Origin of the sequence: Haloarcula laminariae (genome assembly GCF_025457605.1) — an archaeon.
Lineage (GTDB): Archaea > Halobacteriota > Halobacteria > Halobacteriales > Haloarculaceae > Haloarcula > Haloarcula laminariae.
This window is the reverse complement of the sequence record NZ_JAMZFY010000001.1, coordinates 1229767-1247705: the sequence shown is the minus strand read 5'-3', so window position 1 is coordinate 1247705 and position 17939 is coordinate 1229767. Positions and strand designations below refer to the sequence as shown.

Annotated in this window: 16 protein-coding genes; 11 read left to right on the top strand and 5 right to left on the bottom strand. The window is 70.3% G+C overall.

Annotation, left to right across the window (positions count from 1 at the left end):
• The first annotated feature begins 15 nt into the window (after positions 1–15).
• The 7 genes from NJQ98_RS06490 (at position 16) to NJQ98_RS06460 (ending at position 5276) form a co-directional block, all read left to right on the top strand.
• On the top strand, positions 16–948 hold the full coding sequence (locus tag NJQ98_RS06490; RefSeq protein ID WP_262177155.1) for a precorrin-3B C(17)-methyltransferase: 933 nt from the start codon (positions 16–18) through the stop codon (positions 946–948).
• 3 nt (positions 949–951) lie between these two features.
• Positions 952–1911 carry a precorrin-3B C(17)-methyltransferase gene (gene cobJ / locus NJQ98_RS06485; protein WP_262177154.1) on the top strand — a complete coding sequence of 320 codons (960 nt, stop codon included), beginning with the start codon at positions 952–954 and terminating at the stop codon, positions 1909–1911.
• Positions 1912–1913: 2 nt separating this feature from the next.
• Entirely contained in the window at positions 1914–2174 is a 261-nt protein-coding gene (locus NJQ98_RS06480) for a ferredoxin (RefSeq protein ID WP_262177152.1), read from the top strand.
• Positions 2171–2830, top strand: coding sequence for a cobalamin biosynthesis protein (locus NJQ98_RS06475; protein WP_262177150.1), 660 nt, complete (start codon positions 2171–2173; stop codon positions 2828–2830). The genes NJQ98_RS06480 and NJQ98_RS06475 overlap by 4 nt, the downstream gene beginning before the upstream one ends.
• Positions 2827–4050, top strand: a complete 1224-nt coding sequence (locus NJQ98_RS06470) for a CbiX/SirB N-terminal domain-containing protein (protein WP_262177149.1) — start codon at positions 2827–2829, stop codon at positions 4048–4050. The genes NJQ98_RS06475 and NJQ98_RS06470 overlap by 4 nt, the downstream gene beginning before the upstream one ends.
• Positions 4051–4074: 24 nt before the next feature.
• The gene (locus NJQ98_RS06465) at positions 4075–4446 is read left to right on the top strand and encodes a DUF3209 family protein (protein ID WP_262177147.1); all 372 of its coding nucleotides are present in this window, start codon (positions 4075–4077) and stop codon (positions 4444–4446) included.
• 137 nt (positions 4447–4583) lie between these two features.
• Positions 4584–5276, top strand: a complete 693-nt coding sequence (locus NJQ98_RS06460) for a type 1 glutamine amidotransferase (RefSeq protein ID WP_262177145.1) — start codon at positions 4584–4586, stop codon at positions 5274–5276.
• Positions 5277–5283: 7 nt separating this feature from the next.
• Here the strand turns inward: NJQ98_RS06460 and NJQ98_RS06455 are convergent, their stop codons facing one another.
• From NJQ98_RS06455 to NJQ98_RS06440, 4 genes are all read right to left on the bottom strand, one after another.
• Positions 5284–7755 (bottom strand): DUF5059 domain-containing protein, encoded by a 2472-nt coding sequence (locus NJQ98_RS06455; RefSeq protein ID WP_262177143.1) that lies wholly within the window; start codon positions 7753–7755, stop codon positions 5284–5286.
• A 257-nt stretch (positions 7756–8012) separates the two neighbouring features.
• The gene (locus NJQ98_RS06450; RefSeq protein ID WP_262177141.1) at positions 8013–8723 is read right to left on the bottom strand and encodes a CbtA family protein; all 711 of its coding nucleotides are present in this window, start codon (positions 8721–8723) and stop codon (positions 8013–8015) included.
• Positions 8723–8911: a CbtB domain-containing protein gene (locus tag NJQ98_RS06445; RefSeq protein WP_262177139.1), complete on the bottom strand. Its 189-nt coding sequence runs from the start codon at positions 8909–8911 to the stop codon at positions 8723–8725. The genes NJQ98_RS06450 and NJQ98_RS06445 overlap by 1 nt, the downstream gene beginning before the upstream one ends.
• A gap of 71 nt (positions 8912–8982) precedes the next feature.
• On the bottom strand, positions 8983–11112 hold the full coding sequence (locus NJQ98_RS06440) for a VWA domain-containing protein (RefSeq protein WP_262177138.1): 2130 nt from the start codon (positions 11110–11112) through the stop codon (positions 8983–8985).
• 35 nt (positions 11113–11147) lie between these two features.
• Here NJQ98_RS06440 and cobN point away from each other — a divergent pair, with 35 nt between their 5' ends.
• The 4 genes from cobN to NJQ98_RS06420 all read left to right on the top strand — a co-directional run bounded on the left by cobN (position 11148) and on the right by NJQ98_RS06420 (position 17459).
• Complete coding sequence (gene cobN / locus NJQ98_RS06435; RefSeq protein WP_262177136.1) at positions 11148–15035, top strand: cobaltochelatase subunit CobN; 3888 nt, start codon at positions 11148–11150, stop codon at positions 15033–15035.
• Complete coding sequence (locus NJQ98_RS06430) at positions 15025–15771, top strand: precorrin-8X methylmutase (protein ID WP_262177135.1); 747 nt, start codon at positions 15025–15027, stop codon at positions 15769–15771. The genes cobN and NJQ98_RS06430 overlap by 11 nt, the downstream gene beginning before the upstream one ends.
• Positions 15768–16535 carry a cobalt-precorrin-7 (C(5))-methyltransferase gene (locus NJQ98_RS06425; protein ID WP_262177133.1) on the top strand — a complete coding sequence of 256 codons (768 nt, stop codon included), beginning with the start codon at positions 15768–15770 and terminating at the stop codon, positions 16533–16535. The genes NJQ98_RS06430 and NJQ98_RS06425 overlap by 4 nt, the downstream gene beginning before the upstream one ends.
• A 138-nt stretch (positions 16536–16673) precedes the next feature.
• Positions 16674–17459, top strand: coding sequence for a CbiX/SirB N-terminal domain-containing protein (locus tag NJQ98_RS06420; RefSeq protein ID WP_262177132.1), 786 nt, complete (start codon positions 16674–16676; stop codon positions 17457–17459).
• A 153-nt stretch (positions 17460–17612) separates the two neighbouring features.
• Here NJQ98_RS06420 and NJQ98_RS06415 read toward each other — a convergent pair whose 3' ends face one another.
• Complete coding sequence (locus NJQ98_RS06415; protein ID WP_262177130.1) at positions 17613–17840, bottom strand: hypothetical protein; 228 nt, start codon at positions 17838–17840, stop codon at positions 17613–17615.
• Between the last annotated feature and the right edge of the window lie 99 nt (positions 17841–17939).

The window sequence follows — 17939 nt, the reverse complement described above, 5'->3', positions numbered from 1 at the left end:
CGGTGGCGGTAGCCGATGAGTAGCGACCACGGCGGTGTCGCCGAGTCCGCGGCCGACGGGACGGCGGAACGGCCCGACGACTACGGTACGCTCTACGTCGTCGGTATCGGTCCCGGACTCCCCCATCACATGACCCAGCGGGCGAGCGACGTCATCCGGACCGCAGATACGGTCGTCGCCTCGAACCTCTACCAGGAGTTCCTCCGCAAAGACGGGACGCTCCCGCCGGAATCGGCCGCCATCGAGGATGTCTCGGACGACAGCGAGGTGGCCGACGAGGAAGGGACCGTCCTGGAGCGGCCCGACGGGAGCCGCCAGACCCTCATCCGCTCGTCGATGGGCAAACAGGTCGAACTCGCCCGGGCGGCCTTCGAGCGGGTCCGGGCCGGCGAGGACGTGGCCCACGTCTCCGGCGGCGACCCGAACGTCTACGGGAAGTCCGACCTGCTGTTCAAGATGGCCGAGGCGGACGAGGCCGACGACGTGCCCATCGAAATCGTTCCCGGCGTGACAGCCGCCCTCTCCGGGGCCGCGAATCTCGGCGCGCCGCTGTCGAACGACTTCTGTACGATTTCGCTGTCGGACAAGTGGCGCGGCTGGGACGAGATAGCGGAGAAGCTCCGCGCGGCGGCCATCAGCGGCTTCGTCGTCGTGCTGTACAACTGCTGGCGCGACTACGAGCGGGCCGTTGAGGTCCTCCGCGAGGAGCGGGCCGACGACGTGCCCGCGGCCATCGTCAACGACGCCGGACGGGGCAGCGCCGGCCGGAATCTCGACGACGAGGTCGAGACCATCACCACGCTGGGCGAACTGCCGGACCACAGCGAGGAGGTCGGCGGGATGGGGTCGTCCATCGTCGTCGGCACCCACGAGACCGAGGTCTGGGATAACGACTACCGCGAGTTCCTCGTCACCCCGCGGGGCGGGCGTGACGTGGAGGATTTCTGAACCATGAGCACCGACAACACCGAGTCCACCGAATCGAAATGTGGCGCATCGACCGACGGGACAACCACCGACGCGGCGGCCGACACCGGCTCGAAGTGCGGCGCGAGCGACTCCGACTCCTCCGGGAGCTCCTGTGGGGCCTCCAGCGACGAGGAGGAGGTCGGCGCGACCGTCGACGACTTCGAGGCCGACCCCGGGCGGTTCGTCGCCGTCGGCCTCGGTCCCGGCCAGCCCGACGGCATGACCGCGAGAGCGCGCTCGGCCCTGCTCGATGCCGAGCACATCGTCGGTTATACAACCTACGTTGAACTGCTCCCCGACGAGGTCGTCGAGGGGGCCGAGGATATCTACAACACGCCGATGTGCGGCGAGGTCTCCCGAACGGAGGAGGCTATCGACCGGGCCCTCGCGGGCAACGACGTGGCCATCATCGGGAGCGGCGACCCGAACGTCTATGCGCTGGCCGGGCTCGCGCTCGAAATCATTGAGTCCAAGGGCGCGACGGCGTCGATGCTCGACTTCGACGTGGTGCCCGGCGTCCCCGCGGCCCAGTCCTGTGCCGCGCGGGTCGGCGCGCCCCTGGTCAACGATACGGTCTCGATTTCGCTGTCGGACCACCTCACGGACATGCCGACCATCGAGTCGCGGCTCCACGCGACCGCCAAGGAGGGCTTCACCATCAGCATCTACAACCCGTGGAGCCGAAAGCGACGCGAGAACTACCAGAAGTGCTGTGAGATACTGCTCGAACACCGGGACCCCGAGACCCCTGTCGGCGTCGTCCACGCCGCCGGCCGCGAGGACGAGCAGGTCGAGATCGTCGAGCTGCAGGAGCTCCCCGAGCTGGGCGAGACCGACCTCGTGGACATGACGACCACGCTGTTGGTCGGCAACGAGGACACCTACGTCTGGGACGACCGGATGGTCACGCCCCGTGGCTACGAGACGAAATACGATTACTGACAATGTATACAGTCACTATCGACCGCGAGGCCTGCGACGGCGTCTTCGCCTGTCTGGTCCGGGACGACCGCTTCGTCGAGGCGTCCGACGGGCTGGCGGCCATCGAGGTTGACGACGCCCACGCCATCGCCGGGACCTTCGACGACGACCGCCGCGACGACGCCGAGCAGGCGGCCGCCGCCTGCCCGCTGGACGCCATCACCGTCGAGGACGCCGGGACCGACGCCCCGCGGAGCCAGCCGCTGGGGGAGGCCGAGCCGTGAGCATCGAGACCGGCCCGCCCGGCGACATGCTGGCGGCCCACCCGGAGACGGCGTACTTCTGGGGCCGCGTGGCTGGCGACGGCGACTGCGACGAGAACTGCGTCACCGTTCGGACGGCCGACGAGACGGCGGCCCGGCGGCTGGCGACCATCGCCGGCGCCGAGCGGACCGACCAGCGCATCGTCGAGCGCCCCTACGCCCACGACACCTCGATTACCCGCCGGGAGGAGGAGTACACGGTCCAGGTTGTCGGGCCGCTCGGCGAGCGGGCCAGCGGCGCGCTCGGGCTCCCCTTCGAGGGCGAGTCCGGGGGCTACCGGCTGGACACCCTGGCCGACTACGACCGCCAGCTGCTCCGCGGACTCGTCGAGGGCTGTGGCACGGTCTGCTTCAAGTCCGACGACGACGCGGTGGGGCTGTCCTTCGTCCACGAGAGCCGCGAGCTCCTCCGGACCGTCCAGTCGCTGCTGGACGAGGTCCCGGTCGTGGCGCCGTACGACGACCCCAGCGAGGCCTCCTCGGGGTACTGGTTCGGCGTCGACGACGACGCCGTCCCCGCCGTCGGCGAGTGGCTCTACGAGGGCAGCGAATCGTCCGGGCTCTTCGCCCCGAGCCGTCGCCGCAAGCTCCGCCGGAGCATCGAGCGAGTCAGATGAGCGAAGCCACCACCGCCCCCGAGGGCCTCGACGACGAGGCTATCCTGCTCGCGGGACACGGCTCCCGCCGGGAGAAGTCAAACGAGCAGGTCCGCGAGCTGGCCGCGTCCCTCGAAGGCCGGCTCGGCATCCCCGTCGACGCCGCCTTCCTCGAACTCGCCGAGCCGGCCATCGACGAGGCCATCTCGGGGCTGGCGGCGACCGTCTCGCAGGTGTCGGTCGTCCACCTCTCGCTCTTTGCCGCGAGCCACGTCAAAAACGACGTGCCTCTCGCCGTCACGCAGGCCCGGGAACGGCACCCGGAGCTCACCATCAACAACGGCGCGCACCTGGGGGTCCACCCCGCCCTGCTCTCGCTGCTCGACGACCGCGCGGCCGCCGTCGAGGCCGAGCTGGGCGTCGACCGGGAGGACGACGACGTGGCGGTGGTCGTCTGCGCGCGGGGCTCGTCTGACCCCGACGCCAACGCCGACGTTCACAAGCTCGCCCGCCTGCTGTACGAGGGCCGTGAGTTCTCTCGCGTCGACGCCTCCTTCATCGGCGTCACCGAGCCGCTCCTTTCCGAGACGCTCCACGACGTGGCAAAGACCCGCCCCGACGCCGTCGTCGTTTTGCCGTACATGCTCGGCGACGGCGTGCTGACGGGCCGCATCAAGGACGGCGCCCGCGAGTTCGACGACGAGTACCCCTACGTCGACGCCGGCTTCGGCGAGCCCCTCGGGACCGACCCGCGGCTGCTCGACGTGCTGGGGGACCGCTGGCAGGAGGCCCGGACCGGCAGCGTCGAGATGTCCTGTGACACCTGCAAGTACAAGGTCGAACTCGACGGCTACGAGGACGACACCGGCGGCGCCCGCGCGATGTTGCGGGCGCTGACCCACCAGGCCGAACACGAGGACCGCGAGGATGTCGCCGACGATCCACACGTCCACGACGCACCCGAGAAACACGTCGCGGTCTGTACCAACCAGACGTGTGCCGCCGACGGCGCGCCGGCGGTCCTGGAGCGCCTGCGCCAGGCCGTCCGCGACAGCGACCACTGCGACGCCCGCATCACGCGGTCGTCCTGCCTGGGCCGCTGTGGCGAGGGGCCGATGGTCGCGGTCTACCCCGACGGCGTCTGGTACGGCGGCGTCGGCGCGGACGACGCCGACGACATCGTCGGCGACCACCTGGACCGCGACCGCATCGTGAGCGAACTGGTCGACCAGACGCTGTAAGTACGACGAGGAACACTGACACATATGAGCTGCTACGAAATCGAGGCCCTCCGACTGGGCCTCATGAACGTTCTCGGTACCGAAGACGACCACGCGCGCCAGCACGCGGAAGCCGAGCTGGAGGGGCACCTGTCCGGTCCCATCGAGGCGCTGGCGAACGCGGAGACGCTGTCCGCCATAGAGCGCCACCTCGACGCCGCGCTGGTGGACCTCGAAGAGGAAATCGCCCGCACCGACGAGGAGACGGACGAGTACGACTACATGCGCGGCCGACTCGTCGCCGTGCGGGACGCCGAACGGGCCGTGAGCCGCATCACCGCCCAGGGCGAGGACGTCCTCTCGGGCCTGGGCGAGGCCCACGACGTGCTTCACGAGGCGTTCCCGGTCGAGGAGTGAGCGCCGCCGACAACTGTTGTAGGGCCGAACGTGCGGCCACAGGCCCGCAGTGTCGACCCACGTAGCGCTGTCGACGGGGTCTGGCAAGTTTTGACACGACTGGTGGGGTATTCAGCCGGCGGCCGGAAGGCTGTCACATGCGTCTCGCGCTGCTGAACGCGGCCCAGGCGGCCGACGAGACACGGGAGAACTTCCGCCGCGAACTCGATGCGGACCTGGACGTGTTCCACTGCCCGTCCGGCGAGGTGCCGCCCGACTTCCGCTACGACGGGTTCGTGGTGACCGGCTCGTGGGCGTCGGTGTACTGGGACCGGGAGTGGATCGGCCGGCTGAAGACCTGGGTGGGCGAGGCCGTCGAGGCGGGGTTGCCGGCGCTTGGGGTCTGTTACGGCCACCAGCTGCTCGCCGATGTCATGGGCGGGCGCGTCCGGAGCATGGGCGAGTACGAAATCGGCTACCGCACGGTCGAACAGGACGGGGACAACAGGCTGCTCGACGGGCTCGACGACCGGCTGACCGTCTTCACGACCCACTCCGACCACGTCGCCGAGGCACCGCCCGGCGCAACCGTCTTCGCCAGGAACGACTACGGCATCCACGGCTTCCGCAAGGACCGCGTCTTCGCGGTGCAGTTCCACCCCGAGTACGACATGGCCACCGCCCGGTCGGTCACACGGGGAAAAGACGAACTCTCCGACCAGCGAATCGAGTCCGTCCTGGCGGACATTACGGACGACAACTACGAGGCCGCCCGCGAGGCCAAACGGCTGTTCGACAACTTCCTGGCGTTCGTCGAGGAGGTCCGGAACTGCCAGGCCGGCGCGAGCTGACGGTCGCCTACTCGACCGTGACGCTGCCTGTCATCCCCGCCGCCTCGTGGGGGATACAGCAGTACTGGTGGGTCCCGGTCGTCTCGAAGGTGTGAGTGTAGTACTGACCGGACTGCACCGCGCCCTCGCCGTTCTCCCAGCCGCTCCGGGCGGCGTCCTCGGAATCGAACCCGCCCGACGCCCAGTACGTCGCCCCGTCCGGAATCTCCTCGCCGTAAGCGGTCACCGAGTGAGGCTCCCCGGCGCTGTGGACCCAGGCGACGGTGTCGCCCTGCGAGACGGTGAGGTCGGCGGGCTCGAAGGCGACCGCGTTCATGTCGACGACGTGGTCGGCGTCGCTCGGGCTCCCGTCGGCGACGTTCGGGCCGCCCGTCAGGTCGGACTCGCCGCCACTCTCGCCGCCCTCGCTCGCCCCCCCGGCCCCGCCCGCGAGGTCGAGGTCGAGCGGCAGCGATTCGACGCTGTCGACGAGCGCGAACTCCGCGTACTGGGCGCCGTCGGCGAACGTGTCCGCGGCCGCCTCGACGTCGCCCCCGTCCTCCAGTGCGGTGATGTAGGCGTCGAGCCCGCCCTCGAAGGTCTCGTAGGCGTTGTGGTCGGCGTCCTCGATGAGTTCGTGGACGCGCGCCGCCTCGAAGTGGGCGAACACGTCCTGCATCACCGCGGCCGCCGCGCCCTGAGTGCCGCCGCCGGCGCCGACGACCGCGTAGATGGCCGACAGCGCCTCTGCGTTGAACGACTTCGCGGCGGGGTAGACGGCGTCGCCGTCGCCGGCCGCGGTGCCGATTGCCCCGAGTTCGGTCTCGAAGGACTCGTACACCGACTCGTCGGCGTCTTCCAGCGCCTCGTGGAAGCCGCCGGCGCCGCCCTCGAAGTGCTGGAACGCGCTCTGTGCGATGGCCTGTGCGCGGCTGTCCTCTCCGAGCGCGTCGACCGCCGCGGCGTCGGAGCCGCGGGCGGCCATGTAGGCCCCCTCGGCCCCGCTGACCGTCGCCGCGGTCCCGGCCTCCGTCTCGAACGAGAGCAGCGTCGAGTTGACGCCCTCGTAGTGGGTCTCGACGTCGCCGTCGTTCGCGTTCTCGAAGGCGTCGATGAGGCCGCTGAGGTGCTCCTCCTCGAAGCTGGTGTAGAGCTGTTCGCTGGTGTCCTCGACGGTCTCGTGGAAGTCCAGTTCGTTCTGCTCGAAGCGCTGGAACAGCGACTCCGCGACGGTCGCGGCGACGTCGCTCTCCCCGAACTGGTACAGCTCGTAGGCGTCGGCGAAGCGCGCCCGGAAGAAGGCCGCTTCCAGCAGGGGGGCGTCGGCGCCGGCCAGCGCCTCGACGCCAGTCACGAGGCTCGAATCGACGGTTTCGACCGCGCTGTCGACGGCCGAACTGTTCCCGTTCTCGATTGCGGTCTTGAGCTCCGACAGCCCGGTCTCGAAGGACTCGTACGCCGCTTCGTCGGCCGATTCGAGCGCTTCGTGTGCGTTCGCGCCCTCGAAGTGGGCGAAGATGTCGCCGGCCATCGTCGCCGCCTGCTCGCTCTCGCCGCGGGCGGCGAGCCAGTGGCAGTCGTAGGCCCGCGCCCGGTATATCGTCAGCGCGGCCGCGTGGGCGTAGTCGGTCGAGGGGCCGCCCATCGACCCGACCGTGGCGGCGTCCCGCCCTCGGGCCTGGAGCGTGGCCATGTGGCCGGTCCCGGCGACGATTTCGTCACCGGCGAGGGCGTAGCTCCCGTCGATGGCCGCACTGAAGGCGTCGTCGGCGGCCGACTGGACCGCCGCCGCGTCGCCGCTGTCGGCGGCTGAACTGGCCGACGAGAGGGCGCTCTCGAAGCGGTCGTAGGCGTCGCCCTCGGCCGATTCGAGGCTGTCGTACACCGGCGACGACTCGAACCGGCTCGCGACGTTCGACGCGACGGTGCCCGCCGCGTCTAGGTTGCCCGACGCCGCCAGGAAGCCGGCGTTCTGCGCCGTGGCGCCGAGCAACTGCAGTTCGAACAGCTCCGCGGCCGCCCCGCTCAGCAGGGACCACTGGGCGTTGGACAGATGCGTGCTCGCCGAGTTCGCCGCCTCGCCGGCCGCTTCCATGTCGCCCGCTTCGAGCCCCTCGCGCAGCGCCCCGAGCGCCTCCTCGAAGCCCTCGTAGCTCTGCTCGCTCGTCGACTCCAGCATCTCGTGGGCCCCGTACTCGCCCCCGGCGTTCTCGAAGCGGGCAAAGGTCGACTGGGCGACGGTCGCGCCAGAGTCGGTCGCACCCGCGAGCCCCGCCGCGTGGGCGTCCCAGATGCGGGCCCGCATCGCGTTCCACTCGGCCGCGACGGCTGTCTCGACGGACGCGCTCATCGAGGCGCCGTCCTGTGTCTGCCCGCCGGTCGGCGTCCCGGTGGCCGTCCCCGTCGCGGTGGTCTCTTCGTCGCCGCTACTACACCCGGCGACGGCGCCGGTGAGCGCCGCCCCGGCCGCCGTCAGCAGCTTCCGTCTGGTTGGTCGCATGTGTTTTAGGCCAGCCTAATACAATAAAAACCCGTCGAACTTTAGGCGGCCCTAAATCTAGCTGTGGCGACCCTTTCAGCCGTCCCAGGGGCGGTTCTGACTGAACCGACGGCGGCCCGACAGCCGCAGTCGCGGCTCAGGTATCACCCGATACCTGTCCGCGAGCGGCTCTCACGCCCGTTCAGTAGCATAGACCGGCGGCTATCAGCTGGAAAAGAGGTGCGTCACCGCGAATCCCGACGGTTCGGTACGCCGGGTCAGTCGGCCGTCGCCGCGAACTCCGTCCCGTCGGTGACGAGCGCGGGGTCGCCCAGCCGGGCGTGGACGGCGGCGACAGTCGCCCACAGTCCCATCTGGCCGACGACGACGGTCCACCGGTACGCCGTCGCCAGCGCCGCCGGCACGGGGCCGGTGACGGGGTTCGCCGGAGCGAGGGCGACCGGGACGGCGAGCAGAGCGAGCGGCAGTGCCGTTGCGACGGCCGTTATCGCCGGATGTCGGTCCCCGGTTCGTCGATATGAGGACACGCACAGGCCGGCGACGAGCGCGCCAAGCGCCATCAGGCCGCCGTACCAGAGCATGCGCGTCTCGGTCGGGAGCGCCTGCTCGACCCCCGGGGGCTGGGGCGGGAGGACGAGCCACGGCGCGCCCGAGACGGTGAGAAAGCCGGCGGCCGCGAGCGCCAGCCGCTTCGTCGCGCCCGTCCCCGGGAGCGCGGGTTCGAGGAAGTAGTAGCCCACCCCGAACACCGCGATGCCGAACAGCAGCCCCCAGAGGACGCCGCCGCCGACGCTGACCGCCGCCGTCGTGACGCCGTCGACGGCCGGGCCGGCGCCGTGGCCGTGTCCCGACTCGAACGTCTCCAGCCCGGCGACGAAGCTGTTACCGACGGTCGCCTGGAACAGGCCGTACACCAGCCCGCCGGCCGCGCCCGAGAGCGCCCCGCGGGTGAGGTAGTCGGTCGCCATCAGTGGCAGGTGATGCCGGCGCCGTGCCTGAAGTTGTGGAGCGAGTCGTGGACCATCGGGTCCTGGACGAACAGGAGCGTGAACGCGAGAGCGGCCAGGAGGCCCAGTCCGAGGGCCATCTGGGTGCCCGAGAGGGTGCTGGTGGCGATGTCGACGCGTCGACGGACGGTGTCAGTCTCGGCCTGCATTGAAATTCTACTTGTCTATTGAACAAGTTAGATTGTAAAACTTGCGACCCACAGCGCTTGGTCGGGGGCGCTTACTGCCCCGCGGCGGCGTCGATTCGCTCGGCGCTGAGCGCCGACAGGGGGACGACAGACCCGTCGGTGGCCTCGGCGACGGCTCCGGTGAGGGCGGCCCGTTCCTCCGTCCCGGCGTCGACGACCACGGTCCGGTCGGCGACCGCGCCGAGCCGCCGAGCCGCCTCGCGGGTTCCGTCGACCGGGCTCCCGTCAGCCGCGTTCGCCCGGCCGTCGGTGACGACGACGGCGACGGCGGCGTCGGGGTCCGCCTGTGTCACCACCTCGGCCGCGGTCGTCAGTCCCGCGGGCAGGGGCGTCCGGTCCCCGGTCGGGAGCTCCTTGAGGTGTCGCGCCGCGAGCGAGACGCTGTTCGTCGGCGGGAGCACCACGTCGGCGCCGTCGCCCGCGAACGTGACGACCGCCACCTCGTCGCGGGCCTGGTAGGCGTCTTTCAGCAGCTCCAGCACGCAGCCTTTCGCCGTTCGCATCGCCGGGCGCATCGACGCGCTGGCGTCGACGGCGAAGACGACGAGCGTGCCGGCGTCGCCGGCCCGCACGGACTGGCGGAGGTCCCGTGAGCCGACCTCGTCGGCCCCCCGCTGTGCGGCGGCTCTGACCGAGGCCGCCGCGTCCACGTCGTCGTCGGGGCCCGCCCGCTCGGTCCGGACCGAGGCCCCGCGAGTGGTGCCGGTGGCCGTCGCGCGGCCGCTCGATGGGCCGCCGTCGGCGTCGACCGCCGGAGGCTCGACTTCCGGGCTCGCGCTGTCACCGACACCGGCCCGCGACTGGCCAGGGAGCAGGGGTGTCGCGTCCTCGTTGCCATCCTCACTGTCGCCGTCGTCGCTTTCCCCGTCGCTGTCCTCCCCGCCGCTGTTACCGGTCTCCCCGTCGCCCGCCTCGGCCGGCTCCGGTGCCGGACCGTTTCCCGCGTCGCCGTCCTCGGCGGCGTCGGGCGCTTCTCCCTCACTCTCGGGCGACTGGTCGCGCTCGGCGTCGCCCTCTCCAGGCTCGGCCTCTCCGTCCCCGTCTGCGCCGGTCTCGTTTCCCTCACCCTCGGCCGACCCGTCATCGCCGTCCGCCTCGTCTCCCTCCTCTCCGCTCTCCGCATCCGACTCGTCCGTCTCGTCGCTGTCGTCCTCGAAGTGGTCGTCCAGCACGTCGTCGAGCTCCGGGGGCGACTCGAAGGGCTCGGACTGGAGCCGGTGGGGCAACGCGAACTCAGCGGCGCGCTCGACGTCCGACTGGAGGACGGTGGTCCGGTCGTCGAGCGCGGCGAAGGCGCGGGCTGCCCGGGCGGTCGCGATGTCGCCGCGGTGGCCGTCGAGTCCGGCGTCCCGGCAGAGCTCCGCTATCTCCTCGCGGAACTCCCGGGCCAGCGTCACCTCGGGGAGCCGCTCCCTGGCCGTGGCGAGTCGCTCCTCCGCCGGGCGACCCGCGGACGCTTCAGACTCCCGGCCGCCGTCGTCGCGCCCGTCGAGCGCGCCGTCGATGATGGCGACGCGGTCCTCGATGTCGTCACACGCCGTGACCTCGGTCTGGAGGGCGAAGCGGTCACGGAGCTGTGGCCGGAGGTCCCCCTCCTCGGGGTTCATCGTGCCGACGAGCGTGAACTCGGCGGGGTGGGAGACGGTGACCCCGTCGCGCTCGACGCGGTTGACGCCGCCGGCCGCGGCGTCGAGCAACACGTCGACGAGGTGGTCGTCGAGCAGGTTCACCTCGTCGACGTACAGTATCCCGCGATTGGCGCGGGCGAGCAAGCCGGGGTCGAACGTCGCCTCGCCGTCCATCGCGTCCGAAACCGAGAGGGTCCCGACGACGCGGTCCCGGGTGGCGCCCAGGGGCAGTGTCACGAGCGGCGCGGCGCGCGTCTCGACGGGCGGGTCCGCCCGCCCCCGGCAGTCCGAACACTGCGCGTCGGGGTCGTCGGGCGGACAGCCGTAGGGGCAGTCCGCGACGGCCCGCTGGTCGGGCAGCATTTCGGCCAGCCCGCGCACCGCCGTGGACTTTGCGGTCCCCTTCTCGCCGCGAATCAGCAGGCCGTCGAGGTCGTCGTCGGCCGCGACGGCGAGCAGCCCCTGCTTGAGGTCGCGCTGGCCGACCACCCCCCGGAAGCCCGAAGCCTTTTTGTCCGCAGCGAAATCAACCATAGTTGTACTAGCCACAACGGAGTTTTAATAACCTTATGCCACAGCTCGGACTCTACACCGCGACGGAGAACGAACTCGGGGCCGTCCAGCGGGCGGCGGGCGAGGTCGACGCCGACCTCGTCGTCCGCTCGGAGAGCGACCTCGACGACGAACCCGCAGTCGAGTCGTTCGTCGAGGAACTGACGGACGCGACCGCCGTTGTCCTCTGGCTCCACGGGGCCGAGGACAGCATGCCCGGCTACGAGCGGGCCGTCGAACGCCTGCGCGAGGCCGGCGTCCCGCTCGTGGTCAAAGCCACCGGCGACGCCTTCGCCTACGAGGACACGTCGGTCCCCGAGGAACACCGGGAGACCGTCTACGACTACCTGGAGAAGGGGGGCGCGAGCAACGTGGCGAACTGCCTGCGCTATCTCGTCGGCGAGTACGGCGACGCCGACCCGGGCTACGACGACCCCGTCGCGCTCCCGACCGAAGGGGTCTACCACCCCGACCACCCCGGCGCGAGCTACGAGGAGCTGCGTTCGACGTTCGACCCCGCCAAACCGACCGTCGCGGTGTGGTTCTACGAGTCCCACTGGACACACGAGAACACCCGCTACGTCGACGCGCAGGTCCGGGCCATCGAGGCCCAGGGGGCAAACGCCCTACCTATCTTCTGCGAGCCGGCGACCGACGCCGAGGGCCAGTGGAACGCCGAGCAAGTGACCGAGGAGTGGCTTATCGACGCCGACGGCAACCCGACCGTGGACGCCGTCTGCTCATCGTTCATGTTCTCGCTGTCGATGGACGAGCGCGGCCGCGACGCCGACGACGAGGGCCAGAGCGCCGAGGACGTGTTCCTGGATAAGCTGGGCGTCCCGGTCATCCAGACCGTGACGACGATGCGCTCGCGCTCGCGGTACGATTCGAGTGACACCGGCGTAATGGGGTTCGAACTCGCCTTGTCGGTCGCTCTGCCGGAGTTCGACGGCAACGTCATCACCCATCCGATTTCTGGGAAGGAACGCACCGAGGACGCCGCCGACATCGGGAGCGCCCCCAAACAGCACTTCCCCATCGACGACCGGGTCGACCACGCGGCCCGTCTGGCGGTCAACTGGGCCGAACTGAGACACACGCCCAACGAGGACAAGCAGGTGGCCGTCGTCCTCCACAACTACCCGCCAAGCGACGACGGCATCGGCACCGCCTTCGGGCTGGACTCGCCCGAGAGCACGGTGAACCTGCTGGAGGAACTGGACGCCCGCGGCTACAGCACCGGCCCGACGATGCCCGACAGCGGGCAGTCCCTCGTCGAGCGCCTGACCGCACAGCTCACCCTTGAGGACCGCTGGGTCGCCCCCGAGGACGTGCGCGAGCTGAGCGTCGACACCGTCTCGCCGGCGCAGTACGGCGAGTGGTTCGACGCGCTCGATGCGGGCTTCCGGGAGAACGTCGTCGAGGAGTGGGGCGACCCGCCCGAGCGCCCCTTCGCCATCCCGGGCGTCGAGTTCGGGAACGTGCTCGTCACGGTCCAACCGCCCCGGGGCTTCGGGATGGACCCCTCGAAGGTGTACCACGACTCTGACCTCCAGCCGCCCCACGACTACGTCGCCTTCTACCGCTGGCTCCGCAACGGCTACGAGGCCGACGCGGTGGTCCACCTGGGCACCCACGGCAGCCTGGAGTGGCTGCCGGGCAAGACCGTCGGGCTGGACGGCGAGAGCGCGCCCGACCAGCTCATCGACGACATCCCGAACGTCTACCCCTACATCGTCAACAACCCCGGCGAGGGGACCCAGGCCAAGCGTCGGTCCTACGCCGCTATCGTCGACTACCTGACGCCGGTGATGGCCAACGCCGGCACCTACGACGACCTGGCCGACCTGGAGGAACTCGCGGACCGCTACCGCGAGGCCGGCATGGAGGACGCCCGGACCGACGACGGCGAGCACCTCGCGGAGCGAATCCGCAAGGTCGTCGACGAGATGGACCTGGCCGTCGAACTCGGCGTCGCCGGCGACATCGACGAGAAAGCGGACGTGCGCGGCCCGGACGAAGCCGGCTCGACGCTGGCGGAGGGCGAGGTCGACGGCGACGACGTGGACATCGACACGCTCGTAGAGCGCGTCCACGAGTACCTCACGGACGTGAAGACCACCCAGATTCGCAAGGGGCTCCACACGATGGGCGAGCCGCCCGCAGAGGACCGCCTGGTCGACTATCTGGTCGCGCTCACCCGGCTGGAGAACCCCGGCGCGCCCTCACTGCGGGAGAGCGTCGCCGGCGTGCTCGGCGTCGACTACGACAAACTCCGGAACGCCCCCGGCGAGTACGACGAGGCGCTCGGGATGACCTACGCCGAGGCCGCCGACCGCGTCCACGAGACGAGCCTCGACCTGGTCGAGACGCTCGCCGAGTACGACTTCGACGTGCCCGAGAGCGAACTCGAAGACAGCAGTAGCGAAGTCAACATGAACCTGCTCGTGGTCGATATCGACCCGCTCGGGGACGCCCGCGCGGCCTCGGGCGCCCACGACCGGCTACGCGAGGCGCTCGCGTACATCTGCGAGGAGGCCGCGCCGCGAGTCGCGGGCGCGGCGGACGAGATACCGCGCACCGCCGAGGCGCTCAACGGCGAGTACGTCCCACCGGGCGGCTCCGGCGCTCCCACCAGAGGGGGCGTCGACCTGCTGCCGACGGCCCGGAACTTCTACACGCTGGACCCGCGGAAGGTGCCGGCCAAGACCGCCTGGGACGTGGGCAGCGAGGTGGCCGAGGGCGTGCTTGAACGCCACGAGACTGACGAAGGGGACTACCCGGAGGAAATCGGCGTCGTCGTCTGGGGGACCCCTACCGTTCGCACGCGCGGGGAGACCATCGCACAGGTGCTGGCGCTGATGGGCGTCGAACCGGTGTGGAGCGACGCCGGCCGCGTCGAGGACGTGGAGCCGATTCCGCTCGACGAACTCGGCCGGCCGCGCATCGACGTGACGACGCGGGTCTCCGGGCTCTTCCGTGACGCCTTCCCCGCCGCGGCGAGCGTCGTCCACGACGCCGTCGACGCCGTGGTCGACCTCGACGAGCCCCACGAGATGAACTACGTCAAGAAACACGTCGAAGAGGAGACCGAGGACCTCGTCGCCGACGGCATGGACGAGGGCGACGCCGAGAGCGCGGCGAAAGCCCGCGTGTTCACCACGCGCCCCGGCGGCTACGGCGCGGGGACGAACAAGGCCGTCGACGAGGGCAACTGGGACGACCGCTCGGATCTCGCCGACGTGTACGTCCAGTGGGGCGGTTACGCCATGGGCTCCCGCGGGAAAGTCAGCGAGGCCCACGAGGCCTTCGAGCGCCGGCTCGGGAGCGTGGAGGCGACGGTCAAAATCGAGGACACGGCCGAACAGGACGAGTTCGACTCTTCGGACTGGTACGCGTTCCACGGCGGCTTCATCAGCGCCGTCTCGGAGATATCGGGCACCGAACCGGCCTCCTACGTCGGCGACTCCTCGGACCCCGACAACGTCGACGTCTACACCAACGAGGAGAAGGTCCGGAAGGCGATGCGGGCCCGCGTGCTCAACCCCGAGTGGCTCGACTCGATGGAGGAACACGACTACAAGGGCGCCGGCGACCTCTCGACGACGGTCGACGTGGTGCTCGGGTGGGACGCGACCACGGGCGTCGTCAGCGACCGGCTCTGGGAGGACGTGGCCGAGCGGTACGCGCTGGACGAGGACCGCCAGGAGTGGCTCACGGACGTGAACCCGTGGGCCCTGGAGAGCATCACCGACACGCTGCTGGAGGCCATCGACCGCGGGCTCTGGGACGCCAGCGACGAGATGCGGGACGCCATCCGCGACGTGAACCTCTCCGTCGACGGCGACCTGGAGGCGCGTGCCGGCGCCGCCGACCCGCAGGGGGTGTCCAGCGATGACGACTGACGGTGAAGCCGCGTCGGCGACTGACGATGATTTCGAGGAGTACGCCGACCTCGGCGCGACCACGAGCGACGCGATGGACATCGCGGAGACGAGCATGGACCGCGTGCGCGAACTCGTCCCCGACGAGACGCTGGCCGACCGCATCCGCCAGAAGTCGGTCCACGCCACCGGGGACCCGGAGTTCCAACATCTGGTGCGGTTCTCGGGAACCGAGCCGTCGGCCGTCGTCCGGGCCGGCGCCCGCGCCGTGCGCGACGAACAGCCTATCGTCACCGACATTACGATGGTCAAGGCGGGTATCACCGGCCGGGGACACGACTGCGAGGTGCGCAAGGCTATCGGCAACGGGGCCGAGCTGGCCGCGGAGACGGGGATGACACGCACCGCCGCCTCGGTGCTGGAACTCGACAAGATGGGCGTCTACGACGGGGCCATCGCGGTCGTCGGCAACGCGCCGACCGCCGCGCTCGCGCTCGCTGACTGCATCGAGGACGGCACCCGGCCCGCCGCCGTCGTCGCCACGCCAGTGGGCTTCGTGAAGGCCGCCGAGAGCCGCGAGCGCGTCCGTGAAGTCACCGACGAGTACGGCGTCCCCGCCGTCACGACCGTCGGCCGCCGCGGCGGCAGCGGGCTCGCGGCGGGGCTGACGAACGAACTCGTCCACGTCGCGAGCGACGCCCGCGACGGCGCGGTCGCCCTCGGAACCGACGGGACAGCCGCGGCCACCGACCCATGAGCGACGACTACGATCTCGACGAGGGGCCAGACCCCGCGACCCTCGCCGCAGCGGCGCCTGAACCGCCGGACGCCACCGACCCGGTCTACGCCGTCGGCATCGGCCCCGGGAACGTCGAGTACCTGACCGGATGCGGGCGCCGTGCCATCGCCGAGGCCGACGTCGTCGTCGGCTTCGAGACCGTCGTCGAGTTCGTCCGTGACGAGACCGACGCAGACCTGCTCACCTGCGGCTACCGCGACGAGGGCGAGACGCTTGCGGCCTTCGGCGAGCGGGTCGCCGACGGCGAGCGAGGGACGGCGGTGCTGATGGGCGACCCGAACCACTCGGGCTATCAGTTCCTCGGGAAGGTAGAGCGGGCCGTCGACGGACCGGTTCGGGTGATTCCGGGCATCTCCTCGCTGCAGGTGGCGGCGAGTCGCGCGCGGACGCCGATGGAGGCCACCGAGTTCGTGACGCTGCACAAGAGCGGCCCCGTCGAGTCGGACCTCGCTCGCCTCCGCGAGCACGCCGGCAAGCGGAATCTGCTCGTGCTTCCGCGACCGTTCGACTGGATGCCTGGCGATATCGCGGCCGACCTGGTCGACTCCGGCGCGGACCCGTCGCTCTCGGCACTCGTCCTCGAACGCCTCACCCACGACGACGAGTCGATAACCCGCACGACGCTGGGGGACCTCGCGGCGTCGGCCGGTGGCGACGGTCGGGACGACACGCCCTACTCGGACCTGTCGGTACTCGCCGTACGTACCGACGGTCCGGACTGACCGCGCTCTCCGTCTCCGTCTGTCCGGGCATAGTCCTGTCGGGGGTGACCCACCGCAACCTATTTGACGGACCCCACCATCGTCTAGCCCAAGAGTAGTTGGGGTAAACCAAATGAAGTTGTACAACGGGACGACGGCATGACGACCGAATCGATACTCCTCGTGGGTCGGCACGCGGCCGGTTCCGACGACCTACTGGAGACACACGCGGCGAGACTGCGCGCGCGTACCGACGTCGACTCCGTGGCAGTAGCGACCTACGAGGACGAGCCGGTACGCGAGCTCACCCCCCAGCTCGAATCACTGACGGCCGAGACGGTGTACGCCGTCCCGATGGTCGCCGCGCACACGCGGGACACGACAAACGAGATTCCGGCCGCGCTCTCTGCCGTCGCGGGCACCGTCCACTACTGCGAGCCGCCGGGCCAGAGCCCGGCGATAACCGACGTACTCGCACAGCGGGCCGGAGCGGAGGTCGAGCCCGACGGCGACGCGTCGCTCGTGCTGGTGAGCTTCGGCAGTAGCTCCGACCCCTACCAGCGACAGACGACCGACTACCACGCGAGCCGGCTGGAAGCCCAGTCCGACTACGAGGCGGTGGTGACCTGTTACCTCCTCCAGAACCCGGCCGTCGAGTGCGCCCGCTACACCGTCCCGACCGACTCCGCGGTCGCGGTCCCGCTGTTCCTGGGCCGTAGCGAGGCGACCGAGCGGCGGATTCCCGAAGCGCTCGAACTCGACCGGGGCGGTATGGCCTACGCCGACCCCCTGCTCGACCACCCGGGCGTCACCGACGCCATCGCGGCCGAGATAGAGAAACAGCGCGCCCTCGACGGGGCGTCCGCATCGGTCGCCTCGTTCGAGGCGACGCTGGCTGAGACTCAGCGACCGGTCGCGACCGACGGCGACGGCCGGCCCCGGTGAGGCGAGCAGCCGTCCGCCGCTGGGCGGCTTCGTCTGTTCTACCGTTCAATCCGGAGCCGAGCGAACTCGACACCCCCACCGACCGCTCTCGGTCGTCACTCGTGATTGGGAGGCTCCATACCGCCGTACCCGCCAGATGTGTCAGGACATCCGCTACAGGGGATGTCCGTTGCTGCAGTGCGGGCAATACAGCGTCTCGTCCTTGACGAGCAACAGCGACTTCTCGCAGTGGCCGCACTGACTGGAGAGGGAGACCCCGTCTATCTCGTCGGTCACGGCCGTCAGCGTCGTCTCGAGACAGTCGAGCCGTTCCTCCAGTTTGACGACTCGCTGTGCGAGTTCCTGTTTCGAGAGTGACTCCGCCATAGTTTGTCCATCCATGCCTTCCTGTTGACTGTCCGAACGGATAGTGATGTCACCTTATATTTATACGTGGTAACAAAGCGGTCCGGACTGGGGAGTACCCGCCGCCGCCGTCGC